This is a genomic window from Corynebacterium lizhenjunii (genome assembly GCF_011038655.2).
Lineage (GTDB): Bacteria > Actinomycetota > Actinomycetes > Mycobacteriales > Mycobacteriaceae > Corynebacterium > Corynebacterium lizhenjunii.
In genome coordinates, this window is record NZ_CP064954.1 from 2,207,533 (window position 1) to 2,229,019 (window position 21,487).

General features: G+C 64.1%; 16 protein-coding genes and 1 pseudogene. 7 read left to right on the forward strand and 10 right to left on the reverse strand.

All coding sequences use genetic code 11. The annotated features are described in order from the left end of the window. Nucleotides 1-86: 86 nt before the first annotated feature. Nucleotides 87-1,481: an HNH endonuclease signature motif containing protein gene (locus tag G7Y31_RS10230; protein WP_244977377.1), complete on the forward strand. Its 1,395-nt coding sequence runs from the start codon at nucleotides 87-89 to the stop codon at nucleotides 1,479-1,481. A gap of 707 nt (nucleotides 1,482-2,188) precedes the next feature. Here G7Y31_RS10230 and purM read toward each other — a convergent pair. The 3 genes from purM to G7Y31_RS10245 form a co-directional block, all read right to left on the reverse strand. Then, nucleotides 2,189-3,244, reverse strand: coding sequence for a phosphoribosylformylglycinamidine cyclo-ligase (gene purM / locus G7Y31_RS10235; RefSeq protein ID WP_165007117.1), 1,056 nt, complete (start codon nucleotides 3,242-3,244; stop codon nucleotides 2,189-2,191). Nucleotides 3,245-3,326: 82 nt separating this feature from the next. Further along, a complete protein-coding gene (gene purF, locus G7Y31_RS10240; RefSeq protein ID WP_165007329.1) occupies nucleotides 3,327-4,823 on the reverse strand; it encodes an amidophosphoribosyltransferase in 1,497 nt (498 codons plus the stop codon). Between the two features lie 162 nt (nucleotides 4,824-4,985). Then, nucleotides 4,986-5,375: a sterol carrier family protein gene (locus tag G7Y31_RS10245; protein WP_165007120.1), complete on the reverse strand. Its 390-nt coding sequence runs from the start codon at nucleotides 5,373-5,375 to the stop codon at nucleotides 4,986-4,988. A 38-nt stretch (nucleotides 5,376-5,413) separates the two neighbouring features. Between G7Y31_RS10245 and G7Y31_RS10250 the strand changes: the two genes are divergently transcribed. Further along, nucleotides 5,414-6,406, forward strand: a complete 993-nt coding sequence (locus G7Y31_RS10250; protein ID WP_165007123.1) for an acyl-CoA thioesterase — start codon at nucleotides 5,414-5,416, stop codon at nucleotides 6,404-6,406. Between the two features lie 44 nt (nucleotides 6,407-6,450). Here G7Y31_RS10250 and G7Y31_RS10255 read toward each other — a convergent pair whose 3' ends face one another. After that, nucleotides 6,451-7,545: a MaoC/PaaZ C-terminal domain-containing protein gene (locus G7Y31_RS10255; protein ID WP_196823568.1), complete on the reverse strand. Its 1,095-nt coding sequence runs from the start codon at nucleotides 7,543-7,545 to the stop codon at nucleotides 6,451-6,453. Between the two features lie 25 nt (nucleotides 7,546-7,570). Beyond that, nucleotides 7,571-8,986 (reverse strand): 3-oxoacyl-ACP reductase, encoded by a 1,416-nt coding sequence (locus G7Y31_RS10260; RefSeq protein WP_165007129.1) that lies wholly within the window; start codon nucleotides 8,984-8,986, stop codon nucleotides 7,571-7,573. Between the two features lie 333 nt (nucleotides 8,987-9,319). On the opposite strand from G7Y31_RS10260, the gene G7Y31_RS10265 reads away from it, so the two are divergent. After that, on the forward strand, nucleotides 9,320-10,723 hold the full coding sequence (locus G7Y31_RS10265) for an acetyl-CoA C-acetyltransferase (RefSeq protein ID WP_165007132.1): 1,404 nt from the start codon (nucleotides 9,320-9,322) through the stop codon (nucleotides 10,721-10,723). Nucleotides 10,724-10,771: 48 nt separating this feature from the next. Further along, nucleotides 10,772-12,886: an acyl-CoA dehydrogenase family protein gene (locus tag G7Y31_RS10270; protein ID WP_165007135.1), complete on the forward strand. Its 2,115-nt coding sequence runs from the start codon at nucleotides 10,772-10,774 to the stop codon at nucleotides 12,884-12,886. A 148-nt stretch (nucleotides 12,887-13,034) separates the two neighbouring features. Here G7Y31_RS10270 and trhA read toward each other — a convergent pair whose 3' ends face one another. Then, nucleotides 13,035-13,691: a PAQR family membrane homeostasis protein TrhA gene (trhA, locus tag G7Y31_RS10275; RefSeq protein ID WP_235923187.1), complete on the reverse strand. Its 657-nt coding sequence runs from the start codon at nucleotides 13,689-13,691 to the stop codon at nucleotides 13,035-13,037. A gap of 383 nt (nucleotides 13,692-14,074) precedes the next feature. Between trhA and G7Y31_RS10280 the strand changes: the two genes are divergently transcribed. Continuing rightward, nucleotides 14,075-15,082, forward strand: coding sequence for an alpha/beta hydrolase (locus tag G7Y31_RS10280; protein ID WP_165243317.1), 1,008 nt, complete (start codon nucleotides 14,075-14,077; stop codon nucleotides 15,080-15,082). Nucleotides 15,083-15,229: 147 nt separating this feature from the next. On the opposite strand, the gene purL is transcribed toward G7Y31_RS10280, so the two are convergent. From purL to G7Y31_RS10300, 4 genes are all read right to left on the reverse strand, one after another. Beyond that, on the reverse strand, nucleotides 15,230-17,485 hold the full coding sequence (purL, locus tag G7Y31_RS10285) for a phosphoribosylformylglycinamidine synthase subunit PurL (RefSeq protein ID WP_235923188.1): 2,256 nt from the start codon (nucleotides 17,483-17,485) through the stop codon (nucleotides 15,230-15,232). A 105-nt stretch (nucleotides 17,486-17,590) separates the two neighbouring features. Next, on the reverse strand, nucleotides 17,591-18,268 hold the full coding sequence (gene purQ, locus G7Y31_RS10290) for a phosphoribosylformylglycinamidine synthase subunit PurQ (protein ID WP_165007144.1): 678 nt from the start codon (nucleotides 18,266-18,268) through the stop codon (nucleotides 17,591-17,593). Continuing rightward, nucleotides 18,269-18,511, reverse strand: coding sequence for a phosphoribosylformylglycinamidine synthase subunit PurS (gene purS, locus G7Y31_RS10295; protein WP_165007147.1), 243 nt, complete (start codon nucleotides 18,509-18,511; stop codon nucleotides 18,269-18,271). A gap of 88 nt (nucleotides 18,512-18,599) precedes the next feature. Further along, nucleotides 18,600-20,756, reverse strand: coding sequence for a S9 family peptidase (locus G7Y31_RS10300; RefSeq protein WP_165007150.1), 2,157 nt, complete (start codon nucleotides 20,754-20,756; stop codon nucleotides 18,600-18,602). Between the two features lie 61 nt (nucleotides 20,757-20,817). On the opposite strand from G7Y31_RS10300, the pseudogene G7Y31_RS10305 reads away from it, so the two are divergent. Next, nucleotides 20,818-21,108 (forward strand): annotated as a pseudogene (locus tag G7Y31_RS10305) (hypothetical protein); the annotation flags it as partial. 54 nt (nucleotides 21,109-21,162) lie between these two features. Continuing rightward, entirely contained in the window at nucleotides 21,163-21,462 is a 300-nt protein-coding gene (locus G7Y31_RS12035; protein ID WP_165007337.1) for a hypothetical protein, read from the forward strand. Nucleotides 21,463-21,487 lie beyond the last annotated feature (25 nt).

Genomic DNA, 21,487 nt, shown 5'->3' on the forward strand with positions numbered 1-21,487 from the left:
GTTTCTTCCTGTGGGCTGAAAATTTTTCTGAGTTTTTGCCGGAAAACCCCTTGCGCGGGTGTCTGGGGCGGTTTAGACTGTGCGGCATGAAGCTCGGGGATTACTTAAAAGCACAGACCTGGGGTATCCGATTAGTGGCCCAATGCACCGGCATGACCGTGGAGGACTTCCAGGCCGCCGGTGCTGACCCCACCACGGCAACAGACTTAGCCACACTAGTACGCGTCTACTTCGGCCCTGTTCGCGCTGCCGATTCCCCCACCCAAGCCGCTGCGCGTGAGCACGCCGCTAACCAAGGCCACACGCTAGCCACACTCACCAACATCGAACGACTCGTACGCCCAATCACCAAAGACCACACCTGGCAACTACGCGCCTTACTCTGCTCCCTGCCAGCAGCCGAGCACGAAGCAGCCGCCGCAGACTTCCGCGGGCCTTCCAAACAATCCAACCCCGAGCGCGGAGTACGCATGACACGCCGGGCCAACGGCAACCACACCATGTCCATTACAGACACCCCACAAGCTGTAGCCGACATGTACGGAGTCCTCACCGCCCAAGCCCAAGCAGCAGCAGAGGCCCAAGCCGCAGCGGAAGCCCAGGCTGCCGCCGAAGCCCAAGCCGCAGCGGAAGCCCAGGTTGCCGCTGAAGCCCAGGCCCACGCCGCGCAAGAGTCCCTCCCCGGCCTGGACAACAACGCCGACCCCGGCCACAATGGCGCAGAACCCGACACCACTGGCGGCCAGGCCAACGCTGACCTTAACGGCAGCAACACCGCCGAGCAGAACGACGGCAGCAACACCGCCGACCACCATGACGGTGGCGATGGCGACAGTGGTCGGTTTGCGGGCAGGCCTTATCGGCCGAGTCCGGCAGACCTTGTTGATGCTGCCCACACCATCTTCTTCGGCACAGACGACAACGACGAATCTGTCCCGCATGCCGCAAGGCCCCAAGTGCGCACCAACGTCATCATCCGCCTTGAAGACCTCGACACAATCATCCACGGCCACGGCGAAGAAATCACCGTAGAGCTAACCAACGGGGCACGCATGACCGGTGCCCAACTTGTTGCCCGCAAACTAGCTGATATTGGACTTATCACCCTCGTCCACCCCTTTGCGGGCCCGGTAAATCTTTACACGGCTCGTTCTGCTTCTTACAAGCAACGCCTTATGGCGTGGGCAGAACACCCCACCTGTGCCTGGCCCGGATGCAACAAACCTGCCGAAGAATCCCAGATCCACCACATCCGCCGCCACAAAGACAACGGACAAACAGAACCGTCTAATTTGGTGCCACTGTGCAAGTACCACAACGGCACCAACGATGATGACCCCACCAAACCCACAGGCAGAGGCATCATCGACCGCATCAACGGCCGCATTGTCTGGTTCCCACCCTGGGGTGGGCCACCGTGGTATATCCCCAGCCCCGCACACCCCGACCCACCACCACCGGACCCGCCGCAACGGGAATAAACCGACCCCAGTCGGCCAGTCCGGCATGCCCGGGATCACCACAGCGGGAATAGACCGACCCCAATCGGCTAGTCCCGCACGCACACGGCCACCTTGGCAATAGGAAAAAGCACACCAGCTAGCTGGTCAATTCCGCACGCCCAACTCCACTGACAGACCGGACTGCCTCATCCGGTAAGTTCAGCATGCTTGGCGCCAAGGCGGGTTTACCCAGGTCACCAGTCCAGCATGCTCGCGGCCCTAAATGGACCTACTCGGCTGTGTGGTCTGCCATGCTCTGCACGCCAAGTGACGCCACCCCTGCGTAGACACTCGCACGCGCGTGGGGCTTCGGCATGCGCTGACGCATTTTCTCCGCAAACACGACATTGTGTTATGGGCGGGGAGGGGCTTCCGCGCCGAAAATGCGTCACTATTTAGGTCGGTGTAATGGCATACGATGTCGAGGCGCTTAGCCGGCAGCGCGCAGGGGCTTGCCGGGCGGCATGAAGCCGATTTCCCGGCGGTGCGGAAGCCCGGAACGGTGGCGCGCTCACACGAAAGCAGCGGCGTTAGCGCTGCCGAGCCGGGCACCCGAACCGCCGTTGGGCTGGAGACGGGAGCGGGCTAGGGCTGGGCTGCAGCTAGCTGAAGCTGGAGCTGGCTAGGACTGGAGCAGACCGCAGCTGGCTAGGACTGGGCTAGAGCGGGATGGGGCGAGGCTGGAGCTAGAAGCTCGGGTGCTCGCCCTGCATGAGGACGCGGGCGGGGGCATCGGCGGAGGCTTCGCGGATGGTGCCCAACTCCCAGGCGTCGACGTGGCGGGCAGTCAGCATAGCCAGCGCACGATCGCGGTCCTCGGGGGACACCACGGCAATCATGCCGACACCCATATTAAAGGTCTTCTCCATCTCCGGCAGGGAGACCTTGCCCACGGAGGCAATGGTGCGGAAAATTTGACCAGGGGTCCACGTGGAGCGGTTGACCTCGGCGGTAAGGCCCTGGGGAATGACGCGCTCCAAGTTTCCGGCCAGGCCGCCGCCGGTGACGTGACAGAAGGTGGACACGGAGCACTCCGCAGCCAAGGCCAGGCAGTCCTTGGCGTAGATGCGGGTGGGCTCCAGCAGTTCCTCGCCCAGGGTGCGGCCCAGCTCCTCTACATGGCCGTCCAACGGCAGGCCCGCCTGCTCCAGCAGGACGTAGCGCGCCAGCGAGTAGCCATTGGAGTGCAGGCCGGAAGACCCCATGGCAATCAGGACGTCGCCGTCGCGGACTTTGTCCGGGCCCAGCAGGCCCTCGGCCTCGACGACTCCCACGGCGGTAGCGGAGACGTCGTATTCTTCAGGGTCCATAACGCCAGGGTGTTCGGCGGTTTCCCCACCCAGCAGGGCACAGCCGGCTTGGACGCAGCCTTCGGCGATACCCTTGACAATCTCGGCCACCTTCTCCGGAACCACTTTGCCCACGGCGATGTAGTCCTGCAGGAACAGCGGTTCTGCGCCGCACACGACCAAGTCATCCACGCACATGGCCACCAGGTCGATGCCGATGGTGTCATGCTTGTCCATCGCCTGCGCCACCGCCAGTTTGGTGCCCACGCCGTCAGAGCCAGCGGCCAGGATGGGCTCTTTGTAGTCGCCCAGCTTGAACAGGCCTGCAAAACCGCCCAGGCCGCCCATGACCTCCGGGCGGGTGGCTCGCTTGGCGTGGGGGGCGAATAGGGTTACCGCGCGGTCGCCTTCCTCGATGCTCACGCCGGCGGCTGCGTAGGTGTTCTCACTCATGATGTTGGTTCCTTATGAAAGATTCGAAGGGGTAGCTTGCGGTCGTGCCCAGTTGGCCAATGTGCCTAGCTTGCCAACGTCCCTAGCTGGCTGGCTGGCCCTGCAGGGTCCGCACGGCATCGGCGTTGGCATTACCTGCGGGCAGGCCCAGTGGGTAGCTGCCGGTGAAGCAGGCGGTGCACAGCTCATGCGGTGGCTGCTCGGTGGCGGCGACCATCTCCTCGACGGAGACAAATCCCAGCGAGTCCGCGCCGATGGCGTCGCGGATGACCTCGGCTACTACTTCCGGGTCCTCCGACGGGGAGGCGTTTGCAATCAACTCCGCTGGCGAAGCGAAGTCGATACCGTAGAAGCATGGCCATTTCACCGGCGGGGAAGCAATACGCACGTGGACTTCGGCCGCACCGGCTTCACGCAGCATACGGATGAGCGCGCGCTGGGTGTTACCGCGGACAATCGAGTCATCGACTACCACCAGCTTTTTGCCCGCGATGACCTCCCGCAGGGGGTTGAGCTTGAGCCGTATGCCCAGCTGGCGCAGGGTCTGCGTGGGTTGGATGAAGGTGCGGCCCACGTAGGCGTTCTTGACTAAGCCGTGGGCGAAGGTGATGCCGGATTCGCGGGCGTAGCCCACGGCGGCGGGGTTTCCGGACTCGGGCACGGGGATGACCATGTCGGCGTCTTCTGCCGGGCAGCTGCGCGCCAACCTGCGCCCGATGTCCACGCGGGCCGCATTGACCGAACGGCCTTTGATGTCAGTATCAGGACGCGCCAAGTAGACGTATTCAAAGACGCAACCGTGGCGGGTGGGCTGGGCGAAGGTCTCGGAGCGGATGCCGGCCTCGTCAATTGCCACCAGCTCACCAGGCTCGATTTCGCGGATGAACTGCGCACCCACAATGTCGAGCGCACAGGTCTCCGATGCCACGACCCAGCCCTTAGCCAGCCTGCCCAGCACCAGTGGGCGCACCCCATGTGGGTCCCGGGCGGCATAGAGCGTGTGTCCGTCTGTAAACGTCAAACAAAACGCCCCCTTAACCCGCGGCAGCAGTGCCTGGGCGGAGGCAAAAACATCGGTGTTGGAGTCGACGCCATCGGCCAACAACATGGACAGGCACATCGAGTCCGACACGGACTCCTGGTTGGGCTTGATCAAACCCTTAGCCACAACCTCTTCGCGTAGCTCCAAATAGTTGACCAGGTTGCCGTTGTGCCCCAGGGCAATGTCTACCCCATTGGCGGCGGTGGAGAACATGGGCTGCACGTTGGCCCACTCTTTGCCGCCCGCGGTGGAGTAGCGGGTGTGGCCCACGCCCACGTTGCCGTGGAGGGAGGACAAGATGGACTCGTCGAAGATGTTGGCCACCAGGCCCATGTCTTTGAACACGACAATGCGTTCGCCATCCCCCACCGCGATACCCGCGGCCTCCTGCCCCCGGTGTTGCAGCGCGAAGAGGCCAAAGTAGGTCAGTTTGGACACTTCCTCCCCTGGCGCCCACACGCCAAAGACACCGCACTCCTCGCGCGGCTCCGTCTCCCCGTGGGTGTCCAGATCCACCGGCTGGGTGGCTACGGTCACCGGCTGCGCGTCCAGATTCACCGGCTGCGCCTCCAGGTCCACGGGTTCTTTTCCTGCTTGAGCGGCAAAGTTGTGGTCAATCACTTGCCCTATACTAGCCGCTTGCGGCCGCTGAAACTAAAACTTTCGCCCTGGATGCACCCGCAGGCCAGGCCAGGACCACTACCCCAGCGCAATGCGCACAACCGGCAGATACCGCGCCACCTCCCCGGCCCGCGCGCCGGAGACTGTCACCGACGGCATCAACACGGCTTCTGCCCAGCTCATGGCCCCAGTGGCCAATGCCAGCCACGTGTGCGGGTCCAACTCCACCACGTTAGGCGGAGTACCCCGGGTGTGCCGGGGGCCTTCTATGCACTGCACCGCAACAAACGGGGGCACCCGCAGTTCCACGCTATGGCCGGGGGCTTCGGTGGCGAGGGCGCGGGCGGTGCGGCGGACGGCATCGGCAAGCTGGGGCCGGGAAGGGGCAGGCAGGGAGGCAGAAGCTATCCACGGCGCCACAGCCTGCACGGCGGCGCGTGTGAGTGCGGGATCCTGGGCAGTACTCATAGCCCCCCAGGCTAGCGCGGTGGCTTAGTATTGTCCGCATGCCTGATTCTGTGAAGTCCCCGTCGATTACGCTGCGGTTTATGGCGGCGCCCACGGACGTCATTATCGCCGATGCCCGCGGCATTGGCGGCGGCCGCGTGCTGGAGTGGATTGACAAGGCCGCCTATGCCTGCGCCGCGCAATGGTCCGGCGCCTACTGCGTGACGGCGTATGTGGGCCACATTCACTTCACGCGCCCGATTCCTTCGGGCCACATTGTGGAGGTGCGTTCCCGGATTGCGATGACGGGCCGGTCCTCGATGCACATTGTCAACGAGGTGCTCTCCGCGGACCCGCGCGATGGGATTTTTACCCGCGCCTGCGATTGTTTGGTTATTTTCGTGGCGAAGGACCCGGCCACGGGCAGGCCCACCCCGGTGCCAGCGTTTGAGCCTGCCAGCGATGAGGAGGTCCGCGTGTGGAAGGCCGCTGAGTCGCGCATTGAGCTGCGTAAAGCCATCGAGGAGGAGATGGAAAAGCAGACCTATGACGGCCCGTCGGATGCCCCGCGGATGGTCAACCGTTTCCTGGCCAAGCCCACCGACGTCAACTGGGGCGGCAAGGTCCACGGCGGTACTGCGATGGAATGGATTGATGAGGCCGGCACGGCGTGCACCATGGAGTGGTCCGGGGCGCACACTATTGCCACGTATGCCGGAGGTATCCGCTTTTACCGCCCAATTTCTATCGGCGATTTGATTGAGGTAGATGCGCGGTTGATGCGCACCGACACCCGCACCATGCAGCTGTCTATCCATGTGCGCTCCGGCAGTCCCCACCAGGGCCGCGCGGCGCTGCAGACGGCGATTCATGCCACGGTGAGTTATATGGCGATGGATGCGGACTGGCAGCCTTTGGACGCCCGCCAGTTCACTCCCCGCACGCCGGAGGATATTCGTTTGGCTGAGCACGCCCACATTCTGCGCGGGCTGCGCGGCAAGTACTCCCCGCAGCCGCTGGTGGTGGCTCCGCGGGTGCAGCACATCGACTAGCTGTCTGCCCAGGTTGCTGTCCAGCTTGTATCCTATCTTGCCGCCTAGCTTGCCGATGCCCCGGTCCGCGCCACCACATGCACCTTCCGGGGGTTGCGGGCATCGCGCAAGACAAGGCCGACGTCCGCGGCAGGAGTGGCCGAGGTGGGAGCGGGTGAGGTGGCGGGGGTATCGGCAAGCGTGGTGTAGAGCGCCGTGGTGGTAGGAAGCAACACAGGAGCATGGAAATCAGCGGTGATGGTGACAGCGGGCGGCAGGCGGTGCTCGCCGAAAGCCACCATTCGCGCCAGCGTATACATGCCGTGGGCAATCGGGGCGCGGAAACCAAACAGCTTCGCGCCCACCGCGGAGACGTGGATGGGGTTCTTGTCCCCGCTAGCGGCGGCGTAGGCGGCAGTATTGGCACGGTCGAAGCGCAGCTGCGCGGAGGCAGTGTGGTGATAGTCCCACTCCGCGGCAGGCAGGGCGCGGCCGGAATCAAGGGGACGGTTGCGCACCTGGGCGGGGGTGGTGGCGTTAAACGCCGCGCCAACGGACAAGAAGGTCGAGACTTGGTGCCAAGCTGGGGTGCCATCGGCGGAGATGGTGGTGACCATGTCGATGAGTAGGCCCTTGCGGTGCGGGCGCAGGTTGCGGGCGTAAACCTCGATGTCCAGGGGATCCTCAAGATGCAGCGGGCGGGACTGGGTACAGGTGTTGGATACGTGCACCGCACCGACCGGGCGGAAGGGGAAGTCCGGGTGGTCCATTACCGCGATAGCCAGCGGGAAGCTCAGCACATAGGGGTAAAGCTGCGGCAGCTGCGAGTGCAGCCTAAAGCCGGTGGCCTGGCAGTAGGCCGCGAGGTGGTGCGGGTCCACGCGCACGCCGGGTACGGCGTAGCCCACGCGGGGATCGGTGACGGCGGGAGCAGGCCGGGTGCGCCGGGTGGTGCGGGTGGCGCTGCTGGACCGGGTGGTGCGGGTGGCCCAGGCGGCGCTGGTGGCCCAGGCGGCGCTGGTGGCCCGGCGCGCCGTGGAGAGCACCTGGCGGCGATACAGGGCACCTAGATCCGGAATGGCATCGAGGCGGTGGAGCTCGGGCGGGGTGGGGGTGTCGGTCATGGTGGTGGTGTTCGTGGTGCTCTGGTCTGTTTGCATGGCGCTAGGTTCCTTTTGCATGGCGCTAGGCTCCCATCATGTTTTGGCCGCACACGCGCACCGTGTTGCCGCTGACCGCGCGGGAGGCTGCGGCAGCGAAGTAGGCCACGGTCTCGGCCACATCCACCGGCTGTCCGGCTTGCTGGAGTGAATTGATGCGCCGGCCCACCTCGCGCGGGCCGGTGGGCATGGCGGCGGTCATCGCGGTTTCGATAAAGCCCGGGGCCACCGCGTTGATGGTGGAGTTGTGGGCGGCGAGGGGTTCGTAGAGGGCATCGACAAGCCCGATGATGCCCGCCTTGGTCGTCGCATAATTGGTCTGCCCGCGGTTGCCGGAAATCCCCGCCATGGACGACACCCCCACCACCGCCGCGCCGGGTGCCAGGCCGTCGGCCTCCAACAGCTGCTGAGTAATGCGCACCGGGGCGAAAAGGTTGACAGCCAGTACCTGGTCCCACTGCGTAGCATCCATATTGACCAGCAACTTGTCGCGGGTAATCCCGGCGTTGTGCACCAAGACATCGACTGCCCGGCCGTAGCGGTCTTGGGCGTGGCTCGCGATGGTGGCGGCAGCATCGGGGGCCGTGACATCCAAGGGCAGCGCGGTGCCTTTGACCCGATTAGCTGTGGCGGCCAAGTGCTCGCCCGCGCCGGGCACGTCAATGCAAATCACCTGGGCGCCATCGCGGGCGAGGACCTCTGCGATAGTCGCGCCGATGCCGCGGGCAGCCCCCGTGACCACTGCCAGCCGGCCGGTCAGGGGGGCGGGAGGGGCGGCATCGGCAGAATCGGCAGGCTGTGCGGGAGAGGGGGCATCGGCAAGGTCGGTGGAGCCTACGTGGACCACCTGGCCGTCGACGAAGGCAGAACGGCCGGAGAGGAAGAAACGCAGCGTGGACTCCAGGTGCGTGGCGGTGGTCTGCGGATCGACATGGATAAGGTTGACGGTAGCGCCCTTGCGCATCTCCTTAGCCAAGGAGCGGGTAAATCCCTCCAGCGCGCGGGCAGTTATGTGTGCCAGGGGCTGCGCCGCCGTGGTGGGCCGGGGGCCGATGACCAGCAGGCGCGCGCAGGGGGCGAGCTTTTTGAGCTGGGGGTGGAAGAAATCGTAGAGCTCTCGCAGGTCCTGCGGGGTCTCCAGCGCGGTGGCGTCGAAGACGATGGCGCCGCGGGGGGTATCGGCGGAAGCGTTCATGAGCTGGTAGTCAGACTCCAACAGCTGGGTCAGGTCAGCGACCAGGCGGCCATGCCCGCCCAAAACCACCGGATGCTCCAGCGGGGGCTGGCCCGGACTGTAGCGGCGCAGCGGGTAGCCCTGGGGCACCCCGGCCTTGGCGGCGAGTGGGGAGTTGATGAGCTTGTCCAAGACGGTGGGCTTGGGGGAGGTGGGCTTGGCTGAGGCGGACTTGGGGGAAGCAGGCTTGCTGGTAGACCGAGGCATGAGGACTCCTTTCCCGACGCGTCGGTGTGCTGTGGCTAGCTGGGGTTCGCTTCTGGCAGCGAGCCGGGGCTGTCAGCGGGCGGGTGCTACCAGCAGCGAGCCGGGGCTGTCAGCGGGGTTGCCAGCAGCTACACGACGTGCACGGATGTGTATAGATTCTGTCGCAACGACTGGTTAGGTGACAATGCATACACTACACGCTACGATGTGAGAATCAACATACGAATAGTTGTTAGCTGTAACCTTTCGAGCAGCTAAGCGGCACGGGGTCAACACCGCACCAAGTGAGGCCACAGCGCTGCCAAACGCTCTACACCCAAAGGAGTTTTGACCGTGACTACTGAATCCACCCCGCGATCCACCGCAGGCAAGAAGTCCCCCTCGCGCAACGGCGGAGGCAAACAGGCCGCCACCGGACGCGAGACTGCAAGGCGCGAAGCCGCAGGAGCACAAGCTAAGGCCGGGAAAGGCACCGGGAAGGCACGCCAACGCGTGGCCATCCTGGGTGGCAACCGCATCCCCTTTGCCCGCTCGGGCCGCGAGTACGCGCAGGCATCCAACCTGGATATGCTCACTGCGGCCATCGACGGGCTTGTGGCCCGCTACGGACTCCAAGACCAGCGGCTGGGCCTGGTAGCTGGTGGCGCGGTGCTCAAGCACGCCCGCGACTTCAACCTCACCCGCGAAAGCGTGCTCGGCTCTGCACTGGACCCCACCACCCCGGCGCTAGACATCCAACAGGCCTGCGGCACCTCCCTGGCCGCGGCGATAGTGGTAGCGGATGCGATTGCGGCAGGGCGCATCGACTCGGGACTCGCCGGCGGCACCGACACCGCCTCGGACGTCCCGCTGGCAGTCAACGACCGCCTGCGCCGCACGCTGCTGGCCGCCACCCGGGCTAAGACCCTGGGCCAGCGCGCCCAGCTCATCGGCTCCCTGCGCCCAGCCCAACTAGCCCCGGAGCAGCCGCGCAACGCCGAGCCCCGCACCGGATTATCCATGGGCGAGCACGCCGCGATTACCGCGCGCGAATATGGCATAACCCGCCAAGCGCAAGACGAACTCGCGGCTGCTTCCCACCACAACCTGGCCCGGGCCTGGGACTCCGGCTTCTTCGACACCCTGGTCACCCCATTCCTGGGCGTGACTCGCGATACCAACCTGCGCCCAGATACCTCCGTGGAAAAACTCGCGGCGCTAAAGCCCGTCTTTGGCACCCGTGATGCCGAACAACACCTGGCCCAAGCCACCATGACCGCCGGTAATTCCACCCCGCTTACCGATGGCGCCTCCGTGGCCCTGCTGGGCAACGAGGCCTTTGCCGCCCGCCACCACCTCGAACCCCTGGCCTGGCTAGTAGACAGCGAAACCGCCGCCGTCGATTTTGTCCACGGCAGCGATGGTCTGCTCATGGCCCCCACCTACGCCGTGCCACGCCTGCTAGAGCGCAATGGGCTCAGCCTGCAAGACTTCGACGCCTATGAAATCCACGAGGCCTTTGCCTCCCAAGTCCTGGCCACGCTGCAGGCATGGGAGGACGCGGGACTAGGGGGCATCGACAAAGCCAAGCTCAACCCCAACGGCTCTTCCCTGGCCGCGGGGCACCCCTTCGCCGCCACCGGTACCCGCATTCTGGCTACTGCCGCCCAGCACCTGGCCAACCGCGGCGGCGGGCGCACCCTGATTTCCATTTGCGCTGCCGGCGGGCAGGGCATCGCCGCCATCATCGAACGCTAACCCACACGCAACGTCAACCCACACGCCCGAAACAGAAAGGACCGACCCATGCGCAGCTCCAAGGCCTCTGCCAACCCTCACCCAGCCACTAACCCAGCCATGCAAGAATTTGCCCCCGGTGCCGATGCCCCCGCAGCAGCCACCGCCAAAGCCGAACCGCGCAGCCCCGAGCGTCTGCCCAGCACCCCCGACCCCGAGGTGACACCAGAAGTCACCGCCGCACTTCGGGCCCTGCTCGACGGTACCAATGCGGAGTTTCGCGCCAAACTGCGCGAATTTGGCGAGGACGCCTCGCTATACCCGCGCCCCGAACTAGACCTGGCCACCCAGCGCGAAGTGACGTTTAACAACGCCCAAAAAGTCCGCGACTTCGGCGGATTCCAGCTCGGGTTTAGGCCAGAAAATGGCGGACAGTCTCGCGCCAGGGAAGCCATGTCCACCCTCGAGGGCCTAGCGTGGATTGATGGATCACTGGCCGTTAAATCTGGCGTGCAGTGGGGACTATGGGGCGGGGCGCTCGACCAACTGGGCACCGACCGGCACAGTGAATGGGCCAAGAAAGCCGCCTCCCTGGAGATGCCCGGATGTTTTGCCATGACCGAGCGCGGACACGGATCCGATGTGCAGAACCTCGAAACGGTGGCCACCTATGACCCGGCAACGCAAGAATTCATCATCGACACCCCGCGGCCATCTGCGGTCAAGAATTACATTGGCAACGCCGCCGTGCACGGGCGGGCAGCCGCCGTGTTTGCCCAACTGATTACCCCCGATTCCGACGGGCGCAGCAATGGCGTGCACTGCTTCATCGTGCCCATTCGCGATGAAGAGGGCAACCCACTGCCCGGCGTGACCATCGGCGACCACGGCCCCAAAGGCGGCCTGGTAGGCGTAGACAACGGCACCCTCGCCTTTGACAAAGTGCGCATCCCCCGCGAGAACCTGCTCAACCGCTTCGCAGACGTGAGCCCCGAAGGCAAGTACCACTCCCCCATTGCCAACAAGAACTCCCGCTTCTTTACCATGCTGGGCACCCTCATCCGCGGCCGGATTTCCGTTGCCGGTGCCGCCGGAGGAGCTACCCAGGCCTCCCTGGACATCGCGGTGCGCTACGCCAACCGCCGCCGCCAATTCGAAGGAGCCACCGGGAATGAAAAGCGGCTGATCGAACACCGCGCACACCGGCGTCGGTTACTGATCCCCCTGGCGCGCACTTACGCCCTCCAACTGCTCTACAACCAAATCAACGACCGCTACCAAGAGCAACTGGCCCAGCAAGCCAGCGGCCAGTGGTCAGTTACCGAGCCCACCGAAGAGCAAAAATACGCCTCCCGCGAGATGGAGTCCCTAGCTGCCGCGATTAAGACCGCCGCCACCACCCACGCCAACCGCACCATCCAAGAATGCCGCGAGGCCTGCGGCGGTGCCGGATACATGGCAGAAAACCGGCTGAGCATCTACCGCGCCGACGCCGATGTCTTTGCCACCTTCGAAGGCGATAACACCGTGCTGATTCAAATGGTGGGCAAGAACCTACTCACTGCATACGGGCGGGATATGGCCGACATGTCGCCATGGGACATCGTCAAGTACGCAGCCAACACCGCCTCCGACGTGGTGCGCCGACGCACCGGATTTACCACCCGCCTGCAAAACCTGCGCGACCTGGTCGGCGACTCCGAATCCACCTCGCTGTTTGACGCCAACTTCCAAGCCCGCGTTATCGATGACCGCGCCCAATCCGTGCTGCGCTCGCTGGTGCGGCGCATCCAGCCCGCGCGTAAAGCCGACCGGATTCAAGCCGCCGCCATTGTTGACCAATGCCAAGACCACCTCATTGCCGTGGGCTGGGCCCGCGTGGACGCCCTGCTGGTCCAAGCTATGGTCGAAGCCGAACAAGAACTGGCCCCCGACTCCATGGAGCGGCGCGTGTTTGAACAACTGCGTCACCTCTTTGTGCTCAATACCATCGTCACCCACGCCGGCTGGTACCAAGAGCACAACCTCATCTCCGATGGCCGCATGAAAGCCGCCCGCGCCGCCATCAACGACCTGGTGGACTCCCTGGCCCCCTGGTCGCTGGTGCTCGTCGACGCCTTTGGGCTACCCAAGGAAGTCTCCAACGTGCCCATGCTCACCGGCGCAGGGGTAGACCCGGCCTAAAGCGGCGTTGGCAGGACGGCGCTGGCGGGCCGATGCCGCCAGCACCGGTGGCGAAGCGGCAGGGCGGATGCGGCAGGGCCGGGTGCGGCAGGGCCGGGGCACACGGGGCATCGGCAGACTAGGCACTGGTAGACAAGGCACTGGCCAGCTAGGCAGCCACCAGCCACACGGCCACAGCGTGGCTAATCGCGGCCGCCACCGTGGCAGAGTGGAAGTACTCGTGGTAACCAAACAGCCGAGCCTGGCGGCCGGGCCAGCGCGCGCCATAGACCACCGCACCGGCGGTGTAGATGAGCCCACCGGCTGCCAATAGCCACACCACCGCCGGGCCCGCACTGCGCCACAAGTGCGGAATAAGCGGCACCACCAGCCAGCCCAACACCAAGTAGACCGCCACCCCCAACCACCGCGGGTGCGTGGGCCACAGCAGATTGAGCGCCACCGCCGCCACCGCGCCCACCCACGCGATGGCCAGGATCCACCGGCCCATCGTGCCGGAATCCGTTAGCACCAACAACGGGGTGTAGGTCGCGGCAATGAACACCGCGATTGTCGAATGATCAGCCCGGCGCCACCACGCCACCGTGCGCGCCAAGCGCCACGGCACCAGGTGATACGCCCCCGAGACCGCAAATAGCGCCACACTACACACCGCGTACACATTGACCGCCAACGCCTGGCCGGCCGGCAACGTCACCCACGCGAAGATTCCCAGCACCAGCGCCGCAAAGAAGAATACCGCCGCCGCTACCGCGTGAATCCAGCCACGCAAGCGCGGGCGCTCTCCGCGCGCCGCCGGTGCCAGGCCAGGCCGGGGGCCATGCTGCGGGGAGCGGAGTTGGGACTGGGGTTGCAGCTGGGGCTGCTGTTGCGAGTGCAGCTGGGGCTGCTGCGGGCGGTGCAAGTGCGCGGCGGCCTGTGCGGTAGCTTGCGCGGCGGCCTGCGCAGCATCCTGCGTGGTGCGCGCCGCGGCGGCCTGCGATTGGGAATCCCCCGCCATACGGCCCGGGTGGGACATGGGTGCCTGCTTTCTACAGTAAGTGGCCGTGAAGCCAGAAGGGCCGGGGAGCTTGGGAAACACCCTTACCTACGTGCGCGTAAGTTTAGCACGGGAATTAGGGGCGCCAGCTGGCAGGCCCTAGAATCAACCGGATGAAAAGAATTCGCTCCTCTCTCATAGCGTGTCTCATGGCTTCTTCTCTGCTGGCTACACCGGTGGCCCACGCGCAGTCCTCAAACCCCTTTTTGCAACCTGCGCCCCTTCCACAAGGCTCCTCACAGGTGCTACCTGCCGTGCCGAACCACTCCCAGCCGCACACCGACCCCACCCAGGCCCACGTGGTGGCGCTGCGCCACAAGCACGACAACCTCTATGAGGTAGACATCTACTCCCCGGCGTTGCAGGAGACCATCACTAATAACTTGCTCTTGCCCCGCGAGGACACCCCGCGGCCCACCCTGTACCTAATGCAGGGCTCCGATGGCGGCCAGACCGGGTCCACCTGGCCGGTGAACACCAAGTACGAGGAGTTCTTTGCGGATAAGCACGTGCAGGTCATCTCCCCTATCGGCGGGCGCCGCACCTTCTTCACGGACTGGAAGTCCACCGGGCCGGATGGGCCGAACACGTATTGGAAGACCTACTTCACTAAAGAATTGCCCATCGTGATGGAACGCGACTTCAAGGGCAATGGGCGCGCGGCTATTGCCGGGTTGTCCATGTCGGGCGTGGGCGCGCTCAATGCAGCCATTGCCGCGCCGGAGCAGTACCAAGCGGTCGCCGCGCTGAGCACCTACCCGTCGACCACCTCGCTGCTAGGCCGCCTGGTGCAAACCCTGGTGGTCGCTGATGGCGGCGGCCAGGTCCAGAACCTGTGGGGTTGGTGGGATGATCCCGCCTGGCTGCGCAATGACCCCTACGCCCAGACCGAGCGCCTCCGCGGGATAAAGGTCTACACCTCGACCGGCAACGGCCTGGTCCGCAACTTTGCGGGCTTTAGCTTCGAGACGGTCAAGGAGGCCATCGGCGAGTGGGGCGCCCGGCTGATGACGGACCCCTGGGTCAATGATGCCCGCGCCAAAGGCGTGGAGGTGCACTACGACCGGGAGGGCTACGGCATCCACAATTGGGACTTCTTCGAAGAGCACCTCTATAAGGCCTGGCACACCACCCTGGGTCCGGCGCTCGGCGCCTAAGGTGCCAAGCTGCGGCTGAGCCCCACCCCAGGCCCAGAGGCTGCAGCTTGCCGATGCCCCCGCCGCACCAGGCTGCCAGTCGCGCCGGGTTGCCCGCACCAGGCTGCCCCGCGCCGGGCCCGGTGGTGTGGGACCCGGCGGTGCGGGCTAGTCGACTACCGAGTTCGCGCCCACGGCATGGCCGAAGAGATCGGGCAGCGTCGCGGACCAGGCCTCGACCAGCTCGGCAACAGCAACCTGGTCGTGTCCGGCGAAGGTGAACTGGCCGTCATCGGTGGTCTTGCCAATAATGGCAGCGGGCACGCCGTGTTCGGCGGCGCGAGCCAAGACGGCATCGGCACGGTCGGCGGAGGTGGCCACCACGGCGCGGGAGGCGGACTCTGCAAAGGCAGCCACAAAGGCGTCCTCGTGGACCTGGCTCAGGTCCAGCTCCACGCCCACGCCGGTGCGCTTAATCATCTCAAACACGGTCACGGCCAGGCCGCCCTCGGAGACGTCATGGGCGGCGGTGAGCAGCTCATTGCCCACGAAGAAGTCCGCCAGGCGGGCCTCGTTGGCCAGGTCCACGCGCGGCGGCATGCCGTTGAGGCCAGCGCCGGAGACCTGCTGCCAGATGGAACCACCGAACTCATCAAAGGTCTCACCCAGGGCGATGAGCACCTGCGGCTCACCCACCTGCGGCAGGGAGTTCTTAATGGTGTCCTCCACGTTGTCAATGACACCCAGCACGCCAACCACCGGGGTGGGCAAAATCGGCTCATCGCCAGTCTGGTTGTAGAAGGAGACGTTGCCGCCGGAGACGGGAATGCCGAGCTCCACGGCGCCATCGGCAAGCCCGTGCACGGACTCGCGGAACTGCCACATGACATCCGGGTTTTCCGGGGAGCCATAGTTAAGGCAGTTGGTCACGGCCACGGGGCGGGCGCCGGTTACGGCGACGTTGCGGTAGGACTCCGCCAGGGCCAGGCGGGCGCCGGTGTTGGGGTCGAGTTTGGTGTAGCGCCCGGAGGCATCGGCAGACACGGCCACGCCGCGGCCGGATTCTTCATCGATACGCAGCACACCGGCGTCGGCATGCTGGGCCTGTACGGTGTTGCCGCGCACGTAGCGGTCGTATTGGTTGGTGATGAAGTCGCGGGAGCACAGCGCGGGGGAGGCCACCAGCTGGCGCAGGGCACTGCCAAGTGGGGCCTGCTCAACGCCGCGGAACTGCTGGAGCTCATCTTGCCAGGCAGGGCGCGCGTAGGGGCGCTGGTACTCGGGGGCCTCATCGGCGATGGTTCCCGCCGGGGCGTCGACCACGACCTCGCCCTGGTGGCGGATGACCAGGTGCTTGCCGTCAGTGACCTGCCCAATTTCGGCGCAGGTTACGTCCCAGTGGGCGCAGATTTCCTTGAATTTCTCCACGTTGTCCGGTGTGACCACGGCGCACATGCGCTCCTGGGACTCAGAGGCCAGGATTTCTGCCGCGGTCATGTTTTCTGCGCGCAGCGGCACGGCGTCCAGGTTGACCTCCATGCCTCCGTCTCCCGATGCCGCCAGCTCCGAGGTCGCACACGCCAGGCCAGCTCCGCCCAGGTCCTGGATGCCCACGACCACGCCCGCCTTGTATAGGTCCAGGCAGCATTCAATAAGGACTTTTTCTGCGAAGGGATCGCCAACCTGCACGGCGGGCAGCTTGCGCTCCGCGCCGTCTTCAAAGCTGTCCGATGCCAGCACCGAAACACCGCCGATGCCGTCCAGGCCCGTGCGCGAGCCGAACAACATCACCTTATTGCCCGTGCCGGAGGCAAAAGCCAACTTGAGGTCTTCAACCTTTAGGGTGCCCACGCACAGGGCGTTGACCAGCGGGTTGCCGGCGTAGGAGGCGTCGAAGACGGTCTCGCCGCCGATGTTGGGCAGGCCCAGGCAGTTGCCGTAGTGGGAAATGCCGCCCACCACGCCGGGCAGGACGCGTTTGGTATCGGGGGCATCGGCAGGCCCAAAGCGCAATTGGTCCATCACGGCAATCGGGCGCGCGCCCATGGCCATAATGTCACGCACAATGCCGCCCACACCCGTGGCAGCACCCTGGTGCGGCTCCACGTAGGAGGGATGGTTGTGGGACTCCACGCGGAACGTCACCGCGTTGCCGCCGCCGATGTCAACCACACCGGCGTTCTCCCCAATGCCGGCGAGGATCTTCTCCCCCATCTCCGGGGTCATGGTTTCCCCAAAGTAGCGCAGGTGCGTCTTGGAGGACTTATAGGAGCAGTGCTCCGACCACATCACCGAGTACATGGTCAGCTCCGCGTCCGAGGGGCGCCGGCCCAGGATCTCCTTGATGCGCGCGTACTCATCATCCTTAAGCCCCAGCTCGCGGTAGGGCTGGACCAGGTCCGGGGTGGCCTGGGCGTTAGCCACGGTGTCATTGTGAACGGCCCCCGCAGCGCCAGCAGCCTTGTCGGCGCTGGCAGCGGCCTGGCCAGCAGCCTTGTCAGCAGCGTTATTAGTCACAGGTCCTACTCCTTAGACAGATGCCGTCACGGCATTGATTGCGGACACGAACAGGCCCAGGCCATCCGTGGACGGGCCGGTAAGCTCTTCCACGGCGTGCTCCGGGTGCGGCATCAGGCCTACGACCCGGCCGGACTCATTAGTCACCCCGGCAATGCCGTTGAGGGAGCCATTGAAGTTATCTGTGTAGCGGAAGACCACCTGGCCTTCGCCTTCGAGGCGCTCCAGGGTCTGGGCGTCGACCTGGAAGCGGCCCTCGCCATGCTTGGCGGGGACGAAGATTTTATCGCCCTGGTTAAACTGCGTGGTCCACGCGGTTTGGGCGTTGGTTACCTCCAGGTAGGTGTCTACGCAGTGGAAGTGCAGGCCCTGGTTGCGGGTCAAAGCACCAGGCAGCAGGCCGGCCTCGGTCAAAATTTGGAAGCCGTTGCAAATGCCCAGTACCGGCATACCACCCCGGGCGGCATCGATGACCGAGCGCATAACCGGCGCCAGCGCTGAGATAGCGCCGGTGCGCAGGTAGTCGCCATAAGAAAAGCCGCCGGGCACCACCACGGCGTCTACTCCGTGCAGGTCTGCATCCGCGTGCCAGAGGCTTACTACCTCTGCACCGGCTAGGCGGGCTGCGCGGGCGGCGTCAACATCATCCAGCGTGCCGGGGAAGGTAATGACTCCGATTTTCGCAGCCATTTACTTAACCTCCGCGCTGACTACCTCGTAGTCCTCGATGACGGTATTAGCCAGCAGCGTGGCGGCAACTTTGTCCAGGTCCGCGGCCGAAACCGAGTCATCTACCTCGATTTCAAAGCGCTTGCCCTGGCGGACGTCTGCCACCCCTTGGACCCCAATGCGCCCCAGGGCGCGAACGACAGCCTGGCCCTGCGGATCCAAAATTTCCGCCTTGGGCATGACATTGACAACTACACGAGCCATGAATTTTTGCCTTACTGTACGTGAGTGTTAGATGCCCGCCCAGTTTAGCCCGCTAACAGGGCTATCTCCTAACTTGCCCAGCCGGGGCCTACTCCTCCAACCCGGTGGCTTTGTTAATGCTCCAGGCGTACTCAAACGCGCTTTGCCGCCACTTATCGTAGCGCCCGGAGACACCGCCGTGCCCGGCCACCATTTCGGTCTTGAGCAAAAACTTCCCGCCGGTAGCTACATCGCGCAGCTTGGCCACCCACTTGGCTGGCTCCACGTAGAGCACGCGCGTGTCATTGAGCGAGGTAATGGCCAAAATGTCCGGGTAGTCCTTGGCCTCAATGTTCTCATACGGCGCATAGGACTTCATGTAGTCATAAACTTCCGGATCATGGTACGGGTCGCCCCATTCGTCCCATTCGATAACCGTCAGCGGCAGCTCCGGCATCAAGATGGAGGTCAGCGGGTCCACAAACGGCACCGAAGCCTGAATGCCCACAAAGCGGTCCGGCGCCATATTGGCCACCGCGCCCATCAGCAGCCCCCCGGCAGAACCGCCTTCGGCCACCAGCTGCGCTGGGGTGGTTACCTGGCGGGCAATCAGGTCATCAGCGACATCAATAAAGTCCGTAAACGTGTTCTTCTTCTGCAGCAACTTGCCCTGGTCATACCAGTTGCGCCCCATTTCACCGCCGCCGCGCACGTGCGCCATGGCATAGATCATCCCCCTATCCATCAGGGACAGGCGGAATACGGAGAAGTACGGGTCCAGGCTGGTCTCATAGGACCCATAGCCGTAGAGCAGCGTGGGGTTGACCTGCGTGCGGTCCAGGTCCGCCCGGTGCACCACGGACACCGGGATCTGCGCCCCGTCGCGCGCCTGCGTCCATATCCGGTAAGCCACATAATCATCCGGGTTGTACCCGCCGGGTACTTCCTGCTCTTTGAGCAGCGTGTACTCCCCGGTGGCCACCCGATAATCAAAAAGTTGCCCCGGTTGGATAAAGGAGGTGTAGCTCACCCGCAGCACCGGCGCGTCCCACTCCGGGTTGCCGCCCACGCTGACGGTGTAGAGCTCCTCTGCGAAGTTGAGTTCCTTGAACTCACCCCAGTGCCCGCCGTCAAGGTGCATGATGGCTACCTTGCCGATGCCCCCGTGCCTATACCCCACCACGATCTGATCACGGTAGGTATCCACGCCTTCAATGCGGGTGCTCTCTGCATGTGCCATGAGCACTGGCAGCTCCCGCAGGCCGGGAAGGTCATCGCCGGCCACAGCTGGGCTGTAGGCGATTTCAAAGTTGACCCCGGTGGCGTTGTGGGTAACTATCCACAGGTCTTCACCGTTTACCACGGCGTGGTCCACGTCGTATTCCACCCCGGATTCGCGCTGCCACAACCGGCGGAACTCGCCTTCGGGGTTGTCTTGTTCGAGCACCCAGAACTCGCTAGTCACCTTCGAGGCCATGGAGATAAACAGATACTTTTCGCTGCGGGAGGCCCCCACGCCCAGCGAGAAGTGCTCATCAGCCTCATGGAATACCTTCACGTCCTCCGATTGCGGGGTGCCCACGCGGTGGCGCCAGACGGTATCTGGCCGCCAGGCATCATCAACGGTGACGTAGAAGATGTAGTCATCGCCTACCCAGAGGGCGCCGTAGAAAATCCCCTCCAGGTGGTCGTCTAGCAGCTGACCGGTATCAATGTCCTTGATAAACAGCTCAAAGCGCTCATCCCCGGCGTTGTCCACCGAATACGCCAACAGCTTTCCGGAGTCTGAGACTGCCTGCGCCCCCATGGCAAAAAACTCCGTGCCTTCCGCCAACTCATTAGCGTCGAGCACCACCTGCTCCCCATCCAGGGTGCCTTCTTCCGGCACCACTGGCGCTACCCACGGGTCTGCACCCGCGGTTACGGGTACCCGGCAGGACATGCCATAGTTCTTTCCTTCCTCGGTGCGCCCGAAGTACCAGTAATTCCCCCGCCGCACCGGCACGGACATATCCGTTTCCTTGATCCGGGACTTGACCTCTTGGAAGATGTTTTCCGTCAGCGTCTCCAGGTGCGCCGTCTGCGCCTGCGTGTACTCATTTTCTATGCGCAGATACTCCAGGGTCTCCGCAGATTCCTTATCGCGCAACCATTCGTAGTCATCCACAAAGTCCCGTCCATGGAAGGAGCGAACCACGGGTCGCTTCGGGGCCACTGGGGCCCCTGGGACCACAGACTCTACAGGTGCAGCATGCTTTTCACTCATGGCGCCCCAGTGTACGCGCCGTCACCCCCGACCCCGGCACCCGGCCGCTAAGCTACCGGCCATGGAAGAGAAAAAGTTATCGTCATTGTTTTTCGGCAATGTCGTTCTTGAGTCGCACAGTGTGGGCGCGGACGTCCGGGTATACGGCCCTGATATGCGCGGGTATTCCATGCACCCCACCCCGGATATCACCCTTTCTGCTCCATTGAACGAACTACAAGGGAAGCTCAGTCAAGACCATGCGGAAGCTATAGCCAAAAGGGTATTTGTATTCGTTGCCGAAGAACTCAACGAAAACTACCCAGGAGGACGCGAGCGAGCAGAAAAAGAGTTAATAGACTGGTTCATGCAAGGGCGGTTAATGAACACTGCAGAGAAGATGAACCAATTCTGCATGCTACCGGCCATGGAAGAGAAAAAGTTATCGTCATTATTCTTCGGCAATGTCGTTCTCGAGTCCCACATTATGGGTACAGACATTCGAGTATTCGGTCCTAATATGTGCGGGTATTCCATGCGCCCCACCCCGGATATCACCCTCTCTGCTCCATTAAATGAGCTGAAAGGGACGCTCAGTCAAGATCATGCTGAAGCTCTAGCCAAAGATGTATTCAAATACGTTGCCGAAGAAGTCAACGAAAACTACCCAGGAGGACGCGAGCGAGCAGAAAAAGAATTAACAGATTGGTTCATGCAAAGCGGCTAATGGACTCTTCAGTCCCCACGCAGCG